The sequence below is a fragment of the Curvibacter sp. T50 genome (genome assembly GCF_057219955.1).
Genome location: NZ_JBXVVU010000001.1, coordinates 749841 through 765465, shown reverse-complemented (window position 1 = coordinate 765465; position 15625 = coordinate 749841). Strand labels below are relative to the sequence as shown.

The following is a 15625-nucleotide window of genomic DNA, read 5'->3' as shown; positions in this document are numbered from 1 at the left end:
CATGAGCGAGAAACACATATCGAGCCAGTTTGATCTGGAACTGAACACCGCCTCGGCCCGTCTCATGGAAATGGGCGGTTTGGTCGAGTCACAGTTGCGGCTGGCGATTTATGCCCTGGGTCAGTTTCATCAGGAAGCTGCCGACGAGGTGCTGGAGATCGAAACCCGCGTCAACTCGCTGGAAATCGAGATCGACCGCGAAATATCGTCCATCATCGGCCGGCGCCAACCCACGGCGCGAGACCTGCGTTTGCTTATTGCGGTCTCCAAAGCGACGGCCAATCTTGAACGGGCGGGAGACGAGGCCTCGCGAATCGCGCGGATGGTCAAGTCGATCACGGCCCATGGGGCACCGCGCAGCCTCCCGGCTTCGGAACTCCGGGTGGCCGGGGATCTGGCGACTGCCCTGTTGCGCAAAGCGCTTGATGCCTTCGCGCGACTGGACGTGCAAGCTGCCGTTGCCATCATCAAGGAGGACTCTGCCATTGATGAAGAGTTCAACGGCTTTCTGCGCAAGCTGATTACCTACATGATGGAAGACCCGCGCACGATTTCCCAAAGTCTGGATCTCCTGTTCATCGCCAAGGCGATCGAACGCATCGGCGACCATGCCAAGAACCTTGGCGAGCAGATCATCTACATCACCCGGGGTACGGATGTCCGTCACGTACCGCTGGAAGCAGTGGAAAGTGCGGCTCGATGAGAAGTCAGCCTCGCGTCCTGGTTGTTGAGGACGAGCCGGCGATAGCCGAACTCATAGCAGTCAACTTGCGGCACAACGGGTTTGCGCCGATCTGGGCGGTCGACGGAGATTCCGCGCAGCGGGAACTTGATGCGGTCTTGCCTGACGTGATCTTGCTTGACTGGATGATGCCCGGTGAGAGCGGGCTGACGCTGGCCAGACGCTGGCGGGCGGACGCGCGGACCAAATCCATCCCGATTCTGATGCTGACTGCTCGGGGCGATGAGGCCGACCGCGTCGCGGGTCTGGATGCCGGTGCGGACGACTACATCACCAAGCCTTTCTCCACCAAGGAAATGCTGGCTCGCATACGCGCGGTGTTGCGACGGCGAACGCCGGAGCAAGCGGGCGAGGCGCTCTCCGTGGGCGACCTGGTTCTCGATCCGGCCACCTACCGGGTTAGCTGGCAGGGACAGCCACTCAAGCTCGGTCCGACCGAATTCAAGTTGCTCCAGTACCTGATGACCCATGTGGAACGGGTGCATAGCCGAGGGCAGTTGCTGGATCGGGTCTGGGGCGACCATGTCTTCATAGAAGAACGTACGGTCGATGTGCATGTCAAGCGCCTTCGCGAGTCGCTGGGGATAGCCGGAGCGATGGTGGAAACGGTTCGGGGTGCTGGCTACCGGCTGACGGCGCAACCGTTGGCCACCGGGCGTGCACCAGGCCAGGTAGCTTGATTTCAGCCGCCCATCGCTCGGCGACAATTGCCCTATGACCTTTCGTCTTTCCAGCTACATGCTGGCGCTTCTGTGTGCCGCTGGAATAGGCTGGAGCCTGCGTGAATGGCCCGGGGCGCTGGTCGGTGTTGCGCTTGGCGGCATGTTGTGGGTTCTGATCGACCTGCGTCGCGGAATGCGGTTTGTCGAATGGATGCGCACCGGAGGCCTTGAGCGCCCCCCCGCGATGGGTGGTCTATGGGGGGAGGCCTGCGATCGTGCAGGTCGAACCATCCGCCTCAAGGACCAGCAGGCAATGGAACATGAAACGCGCCTGTCCGAGTTCCTTGCCGCGATCCAGGGGTCGCCCAATGGTGTCGTTTTGCTTGGCCCGGACGATTCGATCGAGTGGTGCAATCAGACCGCCGCAGACCATTTTGGTCTGGATCCGGCGCGTGACTATCGGCAGCTGATCGGCTACATCGTACGGGACCCGGCGTTTACCTCGTACAACGCCAGTCAACATTACGAACATGAGGTTTTCATGCCCGGGCGTCAGGATCTGCCCGGCCGGCCGGTCAAGCTGGCTGTGCGCATTCACGCCTATGCAAAAGGACGCAAGCTTTTGTTGTCGCGCGATGTCACGGCTGTTGCGCAGGCCGAGGCGATGCGCCGCGACTTTGTTGCCAACGTATCCCATGAGATTCGCACTCCCCTGACCGTGCTGGCGGGATTCATCGAGACGATGCAGTCGGTACCACTTGATGCTGCAGAGCAGGCCCGGTACCTGGATCTGATGTCGACGCAGGCCCACCGCATGACGACGCTGGTCAACGATCTTTTGACCTTGTCTCGCCTGGAAGGCAGTCCGCCCCCGGGGACGACCGACTGGACACCCCTCGCGGAGCTGGTGTCGCATGCGGAGGAGGAAGGTCGGGGGCTCTCCCGGGTACTGCATGGCGAGACTCAGGGGGTTGAGCAGCAGCTCGTCTTCGATGCGCCACCACCTGTCATGCTCGGCGGGTCTTTGACCGAAATCCGCAGCGCCATCTCCAATCTGATCAGCAATGCGGTGCGCTATACCCCTGCTGGTGGCTCAATCCGGGCGTCCTGGCAATACCTGCCCGACGGGCGTCTTGAATTCTCCGTAACCGATTCAGGTCCGGGCATCGCCAAGGAACACCTTCCACGGCTGTCGGAGCGCTTCTATCGCGTCGATCGCAGTCGGTCTCGGGAAACCGGGGGAACCGGCCTGGGTCTCGCAATCACCAAGCACGTGATGCAGCGACACGGCGGCGAATTGTCCATGAGTTCTGAGTTGGGCAAAGGCGCCCGTTTCAGCCTGATTTTCCCGGTCGCGCGGCTGCGTGTTGGCGTGTTGTCGGACTAAGGGTCGGGATGCGAGGCGCAAGCCCGCACAGCCCGAGAGGACCGCATGGCATGCCAGAGCATCACGGAAAAAATCCCGGAAACGCCCAGCAATGCCACGGCACTGGTAATCCAGAAGGCCTCCGGCCTGCCCATTGCCGCAATCGGTCCACCGCCGATATAGGCTAACCAGTAGCCGCCCGACAATCCCAGACCCCAGAGCAATAGGCAGTACACCACCAGTGGCGCGACCGAGATCCTGTAACAACGCAGCAGGAACACACAGAGTGCCTGAAGCGCATCGGCGCAGTGATAAAGCGCTATCCATCCCAGCAGGGTCGCCGCCGTTGCTGCAACCGCGGGTCGGGAGGTGTAGGCCAATGCAAGAGGCTCACGCAGCAAGGCGGTAAGCGCTGCGAACAGGATGGCCAGGCTCATGCCGAGGATGAGCCCCGTAACCGCAGCACGCTGGGCCCTTTGCGGTTGCGCCGCGCCAAGCCAATAGCTGGTGCGCGCACTGGTGGCGATTGCGAAAGCCAGCGGCACCATGTACAGGATGGCGGCGAGATTCGACGCCACCTGGTGGGCCGCTGAGGCGGTTTGCCCCATGCGGGCAATGAACAAAGCCATCAGAGTGAACGATGTGACTTCCACCAGAATGGCCAGCCCGGCTGGAACACCCAGCCGAGTGTACTGGCGCAGGCGGGCCCAGTCGGGGGGCTCCAGGCGCCGCCAGATCGCATACGGTCGGTACAAGTCCTGGGACCGTAGCAGCACCAAAGCCACCCCCACCATGCCCACGTTGACCACAACGGTTGCCCATGCGCAGCCCTGCAGCCCCATGGCTGCCAGACCGCCACCCCCGAAGGTCAGCCACCATGACAGGGGAATCTTCAATGCCAGGGCGCCTACCTGCAGCACTGTCACCAGCCGAGGTTTGCCCAGGGCCTGATTGAGGGTGCTGAACATCCGAAACAGCAGTGCCGGGCCCAGTGCGAGGGAAAGGATTGCCAGATAGTCGCTGACCGGCCCGTGCATTTCTGCTGGCACGGATGCCCAGCGGAGCAGCGGGCCGGGATTGAGCAATGCGAACGTTCCAACGGCCGTTGTCGTCAGACACAGGTACAAGGCCTGTCGCAACGAATGCCCTACCTCCGCCTGGCGCCGTGCCCCATGCAGTTCAGCCCAGACTGGCAACAAGGCCTGCATGATGCCCATGAGGGCAACAAACACACTGATGTAATACGCCGACCCGACCGACAGCGCTGCAAGTGCCGATTCCGCATACCGGCCAGCCAGCACGGTGTCGGTGACACCAAATGCCATGACGGCCAATTGGCCGACCAGCACGGTTGCGGCATGACCGGTGATCCAGCGCCATTCCGAGGTGGGAGTATCGGGTGCCGGCGTCAACGGATGACTGATCCCGGTTGTCGGTACAGGACCAGACCTTCCTTGCGGTCGGAGAGGCGAAACAGAGTCACTTCGCGACGCCATCCCGGCGGAACTTCGCTGGCCAGAAGACCGCTTCGCTCGTTGTCCAGATCTAGCAGCAGCCATGGGCAGGATGTGCCTTCGCCCAGTGGAGCGATTGTCAGGTCACTGTGGACCACCAGCGCCGCCCGCTGTGCGCGGCTGAGACCCAGGCCATGAACACAGACGCCATCACCGGTGCGGGCTACCACCGACTGCACCAGCCGCGTGTAGCTGCGGGAATGATCCAGTAGCGGCAGCCACAAGGTCATGAGCAGAAGCCAGCATAACGCCGCGCCACCCGCGGGCAGAACCAGGCTTTTCCATAGGGCCGAGCGCTGTCGGCTGACACGCCAGCGCACCAGCGCCAGCCAGGCCGCGGTTGCCCCGATGCCAAACACCAGTGCAGTCAACGAAAACGTGGGCACGAAACCGGGCGCCAGCTTCGCGACGTTTCCGGCCGGCTGGCGCGGAAAACCGGTCATCATCGAAATCCATACGATCCAGATGATCGCGGCGCAGCTCGAAAAGAACAGCAGCGTGAACCAGTCGATCAGCGCCGACACGCTCCGTTGCAATGTCGGTAGGGCAAATCCGGCGAGAGCAGCCATCGCCGGCAGCGACAGCAGCAAAGCGCGGTCCGAAGACTGGGTCAGCACCGCCGTCATGACGGGCACGGCAGCAAACCACACGGCAGCCCCCAGATGGCGGTTGGCAAATGGCTCTCGAACCTGCCGCCGCCAGCGCCACAGCGTCCACAGCGCCAGAGGCCAGGCGGGCCAGCCGAACCACAGGAACAGGCGGGCCAGACTGGCCGCAGACTCGACCGAATCCGGCGGCGCGATCTGCCAACTCCACAGGTCCAGCAGCGTGGCAAGCACCAGGGCAAGCGCCCAACCGCCGGCGAGCAGCACAAGGCCAGTTTTTTCGGGATGCGTATCCTCGTCATCCCGTGCGGCGAAGGACCGCTCGCCCCACGCCAAAACCACCGCGCCGCAACCCAGCAAGGCGGCGATGCTGGGGGCTCCGCTCAGCGTCAGCAACAACAGGCCGGCCACCCCGCTGGCGGGGGCCCCCAGGGGCCGTCTGGGCAGAGCGGCATACCCGTACAACAACAAGGCCGCCCCTGCCAGTTGCACCACCGCCGGGGTGGTTTCGTGACTCAGTTGCGCCAGACCCAAACAGGCTATCAGCGCCAGAAGGCCGGCGTCGGCCAGCGCGCGGGCATAGTCGGTGGGCTGTGCTTCGCCACCGAAGGCGAAGGCGACGGGCTGCGCAGCCGGGCTGCGGGCCAGATGGAAGATCGCATACCAGGTAGCGACCATCGCGCCGACCAGCAGAAAAATGAACGGGATGCGTGCCGCGAACGCCGGGTCCATGCCGGCGGGCGCCAGCAAGATCGCCCAGGCGCCGAGCCAGTAGGGCAGCAGGGCGGGCACTTCAGGACTCTGCCCCATCAGTGTCGGCGCCAACCACGCCGCCAGATCACCGGGCGCTCGGGCCAGCTGCACCATGATGCCGTAGGCCGCGATGTCGGCATTCTTCCACGGTTCCCGGCCCACAAATCCGGGCAGCACATAGGCCAGACAGAACCCGACCAGGGCCCAGCGCGGCAGGCGCCGGACGGCGCTTTGCGCGACGATGGCGGGGTTGGGCTGGTTCACGGCGGTGGGGCGAATCGGGGTGGGCGGGGAAAACAAAAGGGCAGCGCGGTCAAACCGGCTGCCCTGGCAGGAAAAGCGCGTGGATTACTTGGCCACAGCGTTCTTGCCGAAGCGGTTGCGGAACTTCTCGACGCGACCGCCCATGTTGTCCACGGATTTTTGCGTGCCGGTATAGAAGGGGTGCGACTCGCTGGAGGTGTCAAGCTTGAAAACCGGCAATTCGCGGCCGTCTTCGAGCTTGGTCATTTCCTTGGTGTTCACGCACGAACGCGTGACGAACTTGAAACCGTTGGACATGTCCATGAACACGACTTCGCGGTAGTTCGGGTGAATGCCTTCTTTCATGATGCTTTCCTGTTCAGTTGCGACAGCCGCGCCAGCCCATCCAGCGTACTTTTCGCTCAACCCATCATTATGCCACGATGAATGCGCTCCGCCTTGCCGGCTCACGGTACGCAGGCCTCTCCGGGGGCAGGGCGCACAATCCACAGCGAGCGCAGCAATGTGCCGCTTCAGCCGCCCCGGCGCATCATGTCGAAGAACTCGACGTTGCTCTTGGTCGCCTTCATGCTCTTGAGCACCATTTCCATCGCCTCGATCTCGTCCATGTTGTACATGAACTGGCGCAGGATGCGGGTTTTCTGCAGCACTTCGGGCGCCAGCAACAGTTCTTCGCGGCGGGTTCCGCTGCGGTTGAGGTTGATGGCGGGGAACACGCGCTTTTCGTACAGGCGGCGTTCCAGATGAACCTCGCAGTTGCCGGTGCCCTTGAATTCCTCGAAGATCACTTCGTCCATTCGGCTGCCAGTGTCCACCAGCGCGGTGGCGATGATGGTCAGGCTGCCGCCTTCTTCGACATTGCGCGCTGCGCCGAAAAACCGTTTGGGCCGCTGCAGCGCGTTGGCATCGACGCCGCCGGTCAGCACTTTGCCGGAGCTGGGCACGACGTTGTTGTAGGCGCGTGCCAGACGGGTGATGGAATCGAGCAGGATCACCACGTCCTTTTTCAGCTCCACCAGGCGCTTGGCACGCTCGATGACCATCTCGGCCACATGCACGTGGCGCGCCGCCGGCTCATCGAAGGTCGAGCTGATGACCTCGCCGCGCACGCTGCGCTGCATTTCAGTCACTTCTTCGGGGCGCTCATCCACCAGCAAGACCATCAGGTGCACGTCGGGGTAGTTGGCCGTGATCGCGTGCGCGATGTGCTGCATCATCACCGTTTTGCCCGATTTGGGCTGCGCGACGATCAGCGCGCGCTGACCGCGGCCGATCGGGGCAATGATGTCGATCACCCGGCTGGTGATGTTCTCGTCGCTCTTGATGTCGCGCTCCAGACGCATCTGCTGTTTGGGGAACAGCGGCGTCAGGTTTTCGAACATCACCTTGTGCTTGTTCTGCTCGGGTGGCCCGCCGTTGACCGAATCGAGCTTGGTCAGCGCGAAGTAGCGCTCGCCGTCCTTGGGAATGCGCACTTCACCTTCGATCATGTCGCCGGTATGCAGGTTGAAGCGGCGCACCTGGCTGGGACTGATGTAGATGTCGTCCGTGCTGGCGGTGAAGCTGGTGTCCGGGCTGCGCAGGAAACCGAAACCGTCGGGCAGGATTTCCAGCACACCGTCGGCAAAAACCTGTTCGCCGGCACGGGCGCGCTTCTTGATGATCGCAAACATCAGTTCCTGCTTGCGCATGCGGCCGGTGTTTTCAATCTCAAGGGCCTCGGCCTGCTTGAGGACTTCAGACACGTGCAGTGCCTTGAGTTCGTTGAGGTGCATGAAACGTCCTGCGTCGGAAGGCGGTCCGCAAGGTGGACCGGCAAACTGGAAAAACTTCGGGGGAGGGGGGAGGTGGGCGGGTAGGCCGGACCTCGGAGTTCTCGTTATCGGGGTATCGAGCTGCCCGGTCGTGCGGGGCAGCGAGGTGCGCGGATTATGACAGGAAAAAAAGCCCGGAATGCCATGGCGCGTGGGCAGTCCGGGCGGCGGGAGGTGCGGCGTTCGCCTTTCAGGCCAGTTGCTGATCGATGAACGCGGTCAGCTGCGCTTTGCTCATGGCGCCGACTTTCGTCGCCGCAAGCTGGCCGTCCTTGAACAGCATCAGCGTCGGAATGCCACGAATGCCGAATTTGGCCGGGATTTCGCGGTTTTCGTCGACGTTCATCTTGGCAATCTGCAACTTGCTGCCGTAGCTGGCGGCGACCTCGTCGAGGATGGGGGCAATCATCTTGCACGGGCCGCACCATTCGGCCCAGTAATCCACCAGCACCGGGGTGGACGACTTGAGCACGTCCGCGTCGAACGACGCGTCGGAAATGTGTTTGATCAGCTCACTGGCCATGACGGAATCCTTGTCTGCAGAAGTTGCGGCTAAAGTGCCGGAATTGTGACAGAAACAAGCGCCGGACGTCCGTCGTGCGGGTGCTTGGGCGCGCCATGAACCAGTCCCCACCCCCTCCTGTTGATGCGGTCCATCCGGCGATGAGCCTCTGGCCGTCGACCGTGCGCGAAATCGCCCGGCACCTGACCGCGCACGGCGCCCACCCCGCACGCACCCTGGTGCTGGTGCCGTTCGCGCAGCTCATGCCGGTGGCCGCGCGCCAGTGGGCCGCCGGCCACCCGGACGGCTTTTCGCCGCGGTTTGAAACCACCCGCAACTGGGCCGGGCAGCTGGCGCCGTTTTCCCCCGGCCCGGAGGATCTGAACGGCGACCCCGCCCGTGACCTGCCCATTGCCCGCAACCTGCTGGAGCGCGCCGGTCTGGGCGCGCAGCGCGAGGTGCTGGCGCCGCTGCTGATGGACAACGCCCTGCAGCTGGCGCCGCTGGCGGCCGCCCGCGCGCCGCACGAGCGCCTGGCCTGGGCGCAGGCCCTGACCCCGGTGGTCGCCGGCGCGGAGTCCGGCCCGCTGGCGCTGGAGGCCGCCGTGGCCCGGCTGGCCCTGGTCTGGGCAGCCACCTCCAGCCAGGCCACCGATGTGCTCTGGAGTGACGCCGCGCTCGCATCGGTGGACGCCGTGCTGGTGCTGCAGGGTTTTCAGCCCGATCCGCTGACCACCGCGCTGGCCGCCCGCTGGGGTGAGCGCGCGACAACCCTGACGCTGCCCGTCGACGCCCCGCGCGGCGCCGTGAGCCTGTTCGCCGCCGACGACGCCGAAGACGAAGCCGAATGCGCCGCCACCCGCGTGCTGGCCCACATCGAGGCCGGCCGGGTGCCGGTGGCGCTGGCCGCCACCGACCGCGCACTGACCCGCCGTGTGCGGGCATTGCTGGGCGCCCGGGGTGTGGCCCTGCGCGATGAAAACGGCTGGAAACTCTCCACCACCCGCGCCGCCGCCACCGTGATGGCGCTGCTGCGCGCCATGGGCTGGAGCGCCCGCAGCGACGACGTGCTCGATGCACTCAAAAACACGCCCGGCTGGGGGGAGCCTGGTTTGCACCCGGCGCTCGAAGCCTGGCTGCGCCGCCAGGGTGTGCGCGAATGGGCTGAGGCCGAGCGTCGCTGCGTGCCGGACAGCCCGGACCCGCAGGCCGCCACCCTCGCCCCCCTGGTGCAGGCCGTGTCGGCGGCTCGGGCGCGCTTCGGCGCTCCCCGGCCGCTGACGGCCTGGCTGGCGGAAATGCGCACGCTGCTGCACACCACCGGCCTGGCCGAGCCGCTGGCTGCCGATGACGCGGGCGAGCGCCTGCTGGAGGCGCTGCGCCTGCCCGACGGCGCCGCTGCCGACCTGGACACGCTGCCCGGCGCCGCCCGCCGGCTGGCCTTTAATGACTTCACCACCTGGGTCGACGCGGTGCTGGAGGCCGCCAGCCACGTGCCGCCACACCCGCTGCGCGAGCAGGTCACCATCCTGCCGCTGAGCCAGATGCTGGCGCGGCCCTTCGCCGCGGCCGTGCTGCCCGGCTGCGACGAGGTGCGCCTGCCGGCCGCGCCGGAGCCGCCCGGCGCCTGGACCGCCACACAGCGTGAAGCCCTGGGTCTGCCCAGCCGTGCGGCCCTGGGCGCCGCCCACCGCGCTGCCTGGGCCTATGCCTTGCAGTCGCCTGTCTGCGACATCCTCTGGCGCCGGGGCGACGACAGCGGCGAGCCGCTGCTGCCCAGCCCGCTGGTGCAGGCGCTGATGCTGGACGGCTTTGCCGCCGAAGCCACCGACCCCCGCCCGCCGCGCGAGCTGACCGCCGCTCCGGTGCTGCCGCCGCAGCCGCTCGGCGCCGCCGTGCCGGTCTCGCGCCTCTCGGCCAGTGCGTACAGCGACCTGCGCGCCTGCCCGTACCGCTTTTTTGCGCTGCGCCAGCTGGGCCTGCAGGAAGCCGACGAGCTGGAGACCGAGGTGGACAAACGCGATTTCGGCCTGTGGTTGCACGCCGTGCTGCGCCATTTCCACGAGGCGCTGGCCGCCGCGCCCACCGGCGACGCCGCCGCCCGCCAGGCCCTGCTGGACCAGGCCGCGCTGGACACCACCCGCGAACACGGCCTGGACGAGGGCGACTTCCTGCCCTTTGCCGCCGTCTGGCCCCCCATGCGGGACGGCTACCTGCGCTGGCTGGCCGATTACGACGCCACCGGCGCGCGCTTCGCAGGTGCCGAGGCGTGGTACGAAACCCCGCTGGGCCGATGGCTGCTGGTCGGCCGGCTGGACCGGGTGGACCACGCCGCCGACGGCCAGCGCCGGGTCATCGACTACAAGACCGAGTCCCTCAGCCGCACCCGGGGCCGCGTGAAAGACGCGGCCGAAGACGTGCAGCTGGCCTTCTACGCCGCGCTGCTGCCCGACGACACCCTGCTGGCCGCCTACCTGAACGTGTCGGAGCGCGAAGGCACCCAACTGGTGGAACAGACCGACGTCACCGCGCTGCGCGACCGCCTGCTCGACGGCATCCAGCACGACCTCGCCCGCATCGCCGACGGCGCGCCGCTGCCCGCGCTGGGCGAAGGCAGTGCCTGCGACTGGTGCAGCGCCCGCGGCCTGTGCCGCCGCGACAGCTGGGCCAGCGGCTCAACACCGACCGGGGAGGCATCAGCATGAGCGCCGCCGGGCCGTCCCAAGGCGCGAAGGCCCCCTCGGGGGGCAGCGAGCCACACGAAGTGGGCGGGCGTGGGGGCTCGTACACCATCAACGAGGCGAGCGCCAGCCGCGAAGCCTTCTACGCCATCGCCTGCGACCCGCGCCGCAGCGTGGCGGTGGAGGCCTGCGCCGGCGCCGGCAAGACCTGGATGCTGGTTTCGCGCATCGTGCGCGCGCTGCTCGACGGCGCCGAGCCGCATGAAATCCTGGCCATCACCTTCACCAAAAAGGCCGCCGGCGAGATGCGCCAGCGCCTGCAGGAGTGGCTGGCCGCCTTCGCCGCCGAGCCCGACCCGCACAAGCTCGTCCAGGAGCTGATTGCACGCGGAATGGGCCCTTACCCATCGTCAAACGGTGCTGAGGCGCTACAAAATCTGTACCGATCCGTGCTGGCGGCCGACCGCGCGGTGCCGATCCGCACCTTCCACAGCTGGTTTGCCGCGCTGCTGCGCACCGCGCCGCTGGCGGTGTTGCAGCAGCTTGGGCTGCCCGGCCGCTACGACCTGCTGGAAAACGACGCCGAAGCCGTGGCCGCCGTCTGGCGGCCGTTCCAGGCCACGGTGGCGGCCGATGCCGCCTTGCGCGCCGACTACGCTGCCGTGGCCGCCGGGTACGGCCGCAGCCAGACCCAGAAAGCCCTGGCCGCCGCCCTGAGCCGCCGCACCGAATTTGCGCTGGCGGACGAAGCGGGTGTGGTGGACACCTCGGTGTCCGCTTTCGGCACACTGTTTGCCGAATTCGCCGGGCTGGAAGAGCCCGCCCAGTGGCTCGCCGCGCACCCCGGCGCGCGCCCGATGTTGCTGGCCGCCGCCCAAGCGCTGGGCCGGGCGAGCGCCCCCACGTTCTCGGCCAAAGGCGTCGAGCTGGAAACCGCCGTCAGCGCCGGCGACTGGCCCGGCGTGCTGGCGGCTCTTTTGACCCAGAAGAACGAGCCGCGCAAGTTCAACGACAAGCTCGCCGGCATCGCCGACGTGCGTGCCGCTCAAGAGGCGGTGCAGCGCGTGTTGCAGGCGGACCGCCAGCACACCGCCTGGCAACACCAGCAGCGCCTGGCGCGGCTGACGCGCTGCCTGCTGGCCGAATACGCCGCCCTCAAGCGCAGCCGCGGCTGGGTGGACATGAACGACATCGAACGCGCCGCCCGGGTGCTGCTGGGCGACGAGGTGCTCTCCGGCTGGGTGCAGGAACGCCTGGACGCACGCGTCAGACACCTGCTGATCGACGAATTCCAGGACACCAACCCGCTGCAGTGGCAGGCGCTGCACGCCTGGCTGTCGGGCTACGCCGGTGCGGGCGAGGCGCCCAGCGTGTTCATCGTGGGCGACCCCAAGCAGAGCATCTACCGCTTCCGCCGCGCCGAGCCGCAGGTGTTCCGGGCCGCGCAGGCCTTCATCCGCGACGGCTTGGGCGGCGACCTGCTGGCCTGCGACCACACCCGCCGCAACGCGCCCGCCGTGATCGCCGCCGTCAACGCCGTGATGGGGCAGGCGCAGGAAGAGGGCGCCTGGAGCGGCTTTCGCCCGCACACCACCGAATCCGGTGCCGCCGGCGCCGTGCTGTGCCTGCCCGCCATCGCGCGCCCGCCCAAGGCGGCCAAAGACGACGCTCCCGACGCCGCCGATCTGCCCTGGCGCGACAGCCTCACCACCCCGCGCGAAACGGCCGAGGAAACCCTGCGCACACTGGAAAGCCGCCAGGCCGCCCGCTGGATCGCGGCGCAGATCGCCGCCGGCACACCGGCCAAAGAGATCATGGTGCTGGCGCGCCAGCGCAGCCGCCTGGGCCCGCTGGCCGACGAGCTGCGCCTGCTGGGCGTGCCCACGGTGCAGCCGGAAAAAGCGGATCTGGCCGAAGCGCCCGAGGTGCAAGACCTCGTGGCGCTGCTGGACGTGCTGCTCTCGCCCGCGCACGACCTCTCGCTGGCCCGCGCGCTCAAGTCGCCCCTGTTCGGCGCCAGCGACGCCGACCTGACCGCGCTGGCCCTGCTGCGCCGCGAGGAAGCGCACCTGGGCCGGCCATGGCTGGCCCTGCTGCGCAGCGAAACCAGCCGTCTGCCGCCCACCCTGCAAACCGCCGCCACCGCGCTGGATCAGTACCAGACCTGGGTGCACCGCCTGCCGCCGCACGACGCGCTGGACGCCATCTTTCACCACGGCGACGTGCTGGCCCGTTTTGCCGCTGCGGCCCCGCCCGAGCAGCGCGCGGCAGTGCTGGCCAACCTGCGCGCGCTGCTGGGCGCCGCGCTCGGGCAGGGCGGCGGGCGGTATCTGACGCCCTACGCCCTGGTGCGCGCGCTGCGCGCCGGCGGCATCCCCGCGCCCGGCCGGGCCGACGCGCAAGCCGTGCGCCTGCTCACCATCCACGGCGCCAAAGGGCTGGAGGCCAACGTGGTGCTGATGCTCGACACCGACGCACCGCCCCCGAACGCCGAGAGCATGGGCGTGCTGATCGACTGGCCCGGCGAAGCTCCGGCGCCGCGCCGTTTCATCTTCCTGGCCAGCGAAAGCAACCCGCCCCCCAGCGCCGCCGACGCCGTGGCCACCGAGCAGGCCGAACGCCAGCGCGAAGACCTCAACGCTCTGTATGTCGCCATGACCCGCGCCCGAAACACCCTGGCCCTCTCGTCCGTGGAGCCGCACCGCGACCCCGGACAAAGCCCATGGCGCCGCATCCAGCCGCTGGCGGAGGTGGCGGAGGTGGGGCAAATCGCGGAACTGGCTGACCGCCCGCCGGCCACTCAACCAGCGCCCAATGCCGCCGCATCCGTTCGCCCTGAGCCCGCTTCCCCGGAACCCGTTCGCCCTGAGCCTGTCGAAGGGCCGTCCCAGACATTTTTCATGCCTTTTGTGCCCATACCCAGCATCAAAAGGTCATTGTCTGCTATCGAAAACGAAGTATTTTCCACCCCGCCCGAGCCCGATTCCCCCGCCGCCCGCCAGGGTCAGGCCATGCACTGGCTGCTGGAACACGGCGTGGTGGACGCCTCCGACGCCACTGACGGCGCGCCAGCCCTGCTGGCCCGCGCCGCCCGCGAATTCGACCTGCCCCCCGACGCCATCCGCCAGGCCGCCGCCACGGCCCGCCGCATCCGCACCGGCGACGGCGCCTGGGCCTGGGATGCCGCGGTCATCGACTGGCAGGGCAATGAAGTCACGCTGCTGCACGGCGGCGACACCCTGCGCCTCGACCGCCTGGTGCGCCGCCGCGACACCGGCGACTGGTGGGTGCTGGATTACAAAAGCACCGACCGGCCAGAAGACCAGCCGGGCCTGGTGGCGCAGCTGAACCGGTATCGCGAGGCGGTGCAAAACGCCAACCCCGGCGCGGCGGTGCGGGTGGCGTTTCTGACGGGGGAGGGAAGGGTGGTGGAGGTGGAGGCTGCGTAGATGGCTGGAGCAGTCCTCACGCGTCCTCGAAGTAGTCCGAGTCGATTCGCTTGACGGTGTAGGTCGCGGCAGGGGCCACCCCGACATCGAAGTCAATCATTAGTCCGGCCAGCTGCTTGCCGTCGATGAGCACCACTTTGGTATCGATCCGGCCCGCGTAGTCGGTGGCTTCCGCGGTGTAGTTTGACGTCGTGATGAAGACGCCCTTTTTTGCGCGTTGGCCTTGCAGCGCGCCGACAAACTTCTGAATCTCCGGCCGTCCGACGGGGCCCTGCCAGCGCTTGGCCTGGATGAACAGGGTGTCGAGGCCCAGCCGGTCCTCCTTGATGATGCCGTCAATGCCGCCATCGCCCGTCTGACCGATGCGCTCGCCCGCGTCCTTGCGGGAACCCCCGTAGCCCATCTTCACCAGCAGTTCGACCACCAGCTGCTCGAAGAACGTCGGTGAACATCCCAGAATGCGGCGCAGCAGCTCGGCGGCCAACTGTTCGCGCAGGCTTTGGTGTGCCAGCTCGATGGATTCTTCCGGTGTGGTGGTTGCCAGCGGCAGTTCCCCGGAAACGGTGGCGGCACCCTCCGATCGTGAAGCATCCCGAAACTCGATGAACTCAGGGAACTGTTCCAGGACCTTGACGTCAATCCGCTCGGGGTTGGATGCCAGGGTCGTCATCCCACGCTCGGTGATGCGAAAGACGGCCCGTTTCGGCGACTCCAGCAAACCGGCCTTCTTCAGGTAGGTTCGCGCCCACCCGACCCTGTTCCTGAACACACCCTGTTGCCCGGAAGGAAGCCGTTCGGCGCGTTCTGCGGGCGTCAGCCTGAAATGCTGCGCGAGGCTTTCTTCGGTATCCCGCAGCGTGTGATCGGCGCCATCCGCAAGGTGCCGAAGGAACGGAAGCATGCACGTCTGGTAATCGGGTATGGCCATGGGGCAAGGATAGCGCGCGTTGGCGGCGAGGCCTGGCTCAAGGCTCGGTATTTGGCTTTCCGGGACATCCGAAAAACCGCCGCGGATGACTTATCACGATACCGTATCGCACAAGTCCACCTGTTCCAGCGCGACTGTGACCGGATGTTGAAGCTGGCGGGCCGAAACGGTGGTCATTCGGGCCCGTCGCGGCGCTCACTCCCCCACAGGGAGCCGGCGGAATCGCAGTCAGGCGGAATTTATGGCCTTTTTGCCCCATACCCAGCGTCAAAAGGTCATGATGCGCTATGAAGTCAGGAGTTGTTCTGGCCGACGTGTGGCTCGCAGAAACATCGCTGGTGCGGG

The 15625-nt window shown here is 66.8% G+C and carries 11 protein-coding genes; 5 read left to right on the top strand and 6 right to left on the bottom strand.

Annotation, left to right across the window (positions count from 1 at the left end; all coding sequences use genetic code 11):
* Position 1: 1 nt before the first annotated feature.
* The 3 genes from phoU to phoR are packed head-to-tail and all read left to right on the top strand — an operon-like array spanning position 2 to position 2791.
* A complete protein-coding gene (phoU, locus tag AC2EBU_RS03645) occupies positions 2-703 on the top strand; it encodes a phosphate signaling complex protein PhoU (protein ID WP_484609017.1) in 702 nt (233 codons plus the stop codon).
* Positions 700-1422 (top strand): phosphate regulon transcriptional regulator PhoB, encoded by a 723-nt coding sequence (gene phoB / locus AC2EBU_RS03640; RefSeq protein ID WP_484609016.1) that lies wholly within the window; start codon positions 700-702, stop codon positions 1420-1422. Before phoU ends, phoB begins: the two co-directional genes overlap by 4 nt.
* Positions 1423-1456: 34 nt before the next feature.
* The gene (phoR, locus tag AC2EBU_RS03635; RefSeq protein WP_484609015.1) at positions 1457-2791 is read left to right on the top strand and encodes a phosphate regulon sensor histidine kinase PhoR; all 1335 of its coding nucleotides are present in this window, start codon (positions 1457-1459) and stop codon (positions 2789-2791) included.
* Here the strand turns inward: phoR and AC2EBU_RS03630 are convergent.
* From AC2EBU_RS03630 to trxA, 5 genes are all read right to left on the bottom strand, one after another.
* Entirely contained in the window at positions 2788-4182 is a 1395-nt protein-coding gene (locus AC2EBU_RS03630; protein ID WP_484609014.1) for an MATE family efflux transporter, read from the bottom strand. The two genes, phoR and AC2EBU_RS03630, sit on opposite strands and share 4 nt — an antisense overlap.
* Positions 4179-5906, bottom strand: coding sequence for a hypothetical protein (locus AC2EBU_RS03625; RefSeq protein WP_484609013.1), 1728 nt, complete (start codon positions 5904-5906; stop codon positions 4179-4181). Before AC2EBU_RS03625 ends, AC2EBU_RS03630 begins: the two co-directional genes overlap by 4 nt.
* An 84-nt stretch (positions 5907-5990) precedes the next feature.
* Positions 5991-6251 (bottom strand): type B 50S ribosomal protein L31, encoded by a 261-nt coding sequence (locus AC2EBU_RS03620; RefSeq protein ID WP_484609012.1) that lies wholly within the window; start codon positions 6249-6251, stop codon positions 5991-5993.
* 167 nt (positions 6252-6418) lie between these two features.
* Positions 6419-7681 carry a transcription termination factor Rho gene (gene rho, locus AC2EBU_RS03615; RefSeq protein WP_484609011.1) on the bottom strand — a complete coding sequence of 421 codons (1263 nt, stop codon included), beginning with the start codon at positions 7679-7681 and terminating at the stop codon, positions 6419-6421.
* A gap of 229 nt (positions 7682-7910) precedes the next feature.
* Positions 7911-8243, bottom strand: a complete 333-nt coding sequence (trxA, locus tag AC2EBU_RS03610) for a thioredoxin TrxA (protein ID WP_484609010.1) — start codon at positions 8241-8243, stop codon at positions 7911-7913.
* 95 nt (positions 8244-8338) lie between these two features.
* Here trxA and AC2EBU_RS03605 point away from each other — a divergent pair, with 95 nt between their 5' ends.
* On the top strand, positions 8339-10927 hold the full coding sequence (locus AC2EBU_RS03605; RefSeq protein WP_484609009.1) for a PD-(D/E)XK nuclease family protein: 2589 nt from the start codon (positions 8339-8341) through the stop codon (positions 10925-10927).
* Positions 10924-14352 carry a UvrD-helicase domain-containing protein gene (locus AC2EBU_RS03600; RefSeq protein WP_484609008.1) on the top strand — a complete coding sequence of 1143 codons (3429 nt, stop codon included), beginning with the start codon at positions 10924-10926 and terminating at the stop codon, positions 14350-14352. Before AC2EBU_RS03605 ends, AC2EBU_RS03600 begins: the two co-directional genes overlap by 4 nt.
* A gap of 16 nt (positions 14353-14368) precedes the next feature.
* Here AC2EBU_RS03600 and AC2EBU_RS03595 read toward each other — a convergent pair whose 3' ends face one another.
* Entirely contained in the window at positions 14369-15280 is a 912-nt protein-coding gene (locus AC2EBU_RS03595; protein ID WP_484609007.1) for a restriction endonuclease, read from the bottom strand.
* Positions 15281-15625 lie beyond the last annotated feature (345 nt).

Excerpts from the sequence above, each read along its gene's own strand:
- phoU (WP_484609017.1), top strand. The coding sequence starts at position 2 with ATGAGCGAGAAACACATATCGAGCCAGTTTGATCTGGAACTGAACACC.
- phoB (WP_484609016.1), top strand. The coding sequence starts at position 700 with ATGAGAAGTCAGCCTCGCGTCCTGGTTGTTGAGGACGAGCCGGCGATA.
- phoR (WP_484609015.1), top strand. The coding sequence starts at position 1,457 with ATGACCTTTCGTCTTTCCAGCTACATGCTGGCGCTTCTGTGTGCCGCT.
- AC2EBU_RS03620 (WP_484609012.1), bottom strand. The coding sequence starts at position 6,251 with ATGAAAGAAGGCATTCACCCGAACTACCGCGAAGTCGTGTTCATGGAC.
- rho (WP_484609011.1), bottom strand. The coding sequence starts at position 7,681 with ATGCACCTCAACGAACTCAAGGCACTGCACGTGTCTGAAGTCCTCAAG.
- trxA (WP_484609010.1), bottom strand. The coding sequence starts at position 8,243 with ATGGCCAGTGAGCTGATCAAACACATTTCCGACGCGTCGTTCGACGCG.
- AC2EBU_RS03605 (WP_484609009.1), top strand. The coding sequence starts at position 8,339 with ATGAACCAGTCCCCACCCCCTCCTGTTGATGCGGTCCATCCGGCGATG.
- AC2EBU_RS03600 (WP_484609008.1), top strand. The coding sequence starts at position 10,924 with ATGAGCGCCGCCGGGCCGTCCCAAGGCGCGAAGGCCCCCTCGGGGGGC.
- AC2EBU_RS03595 (WP_484609007.1), bottom strand. The coding sequence starts at position 15,280 with ATGGCCATACCCGATTACCAGACGTGCATGCTTCCGTTCCTTCGGCAC.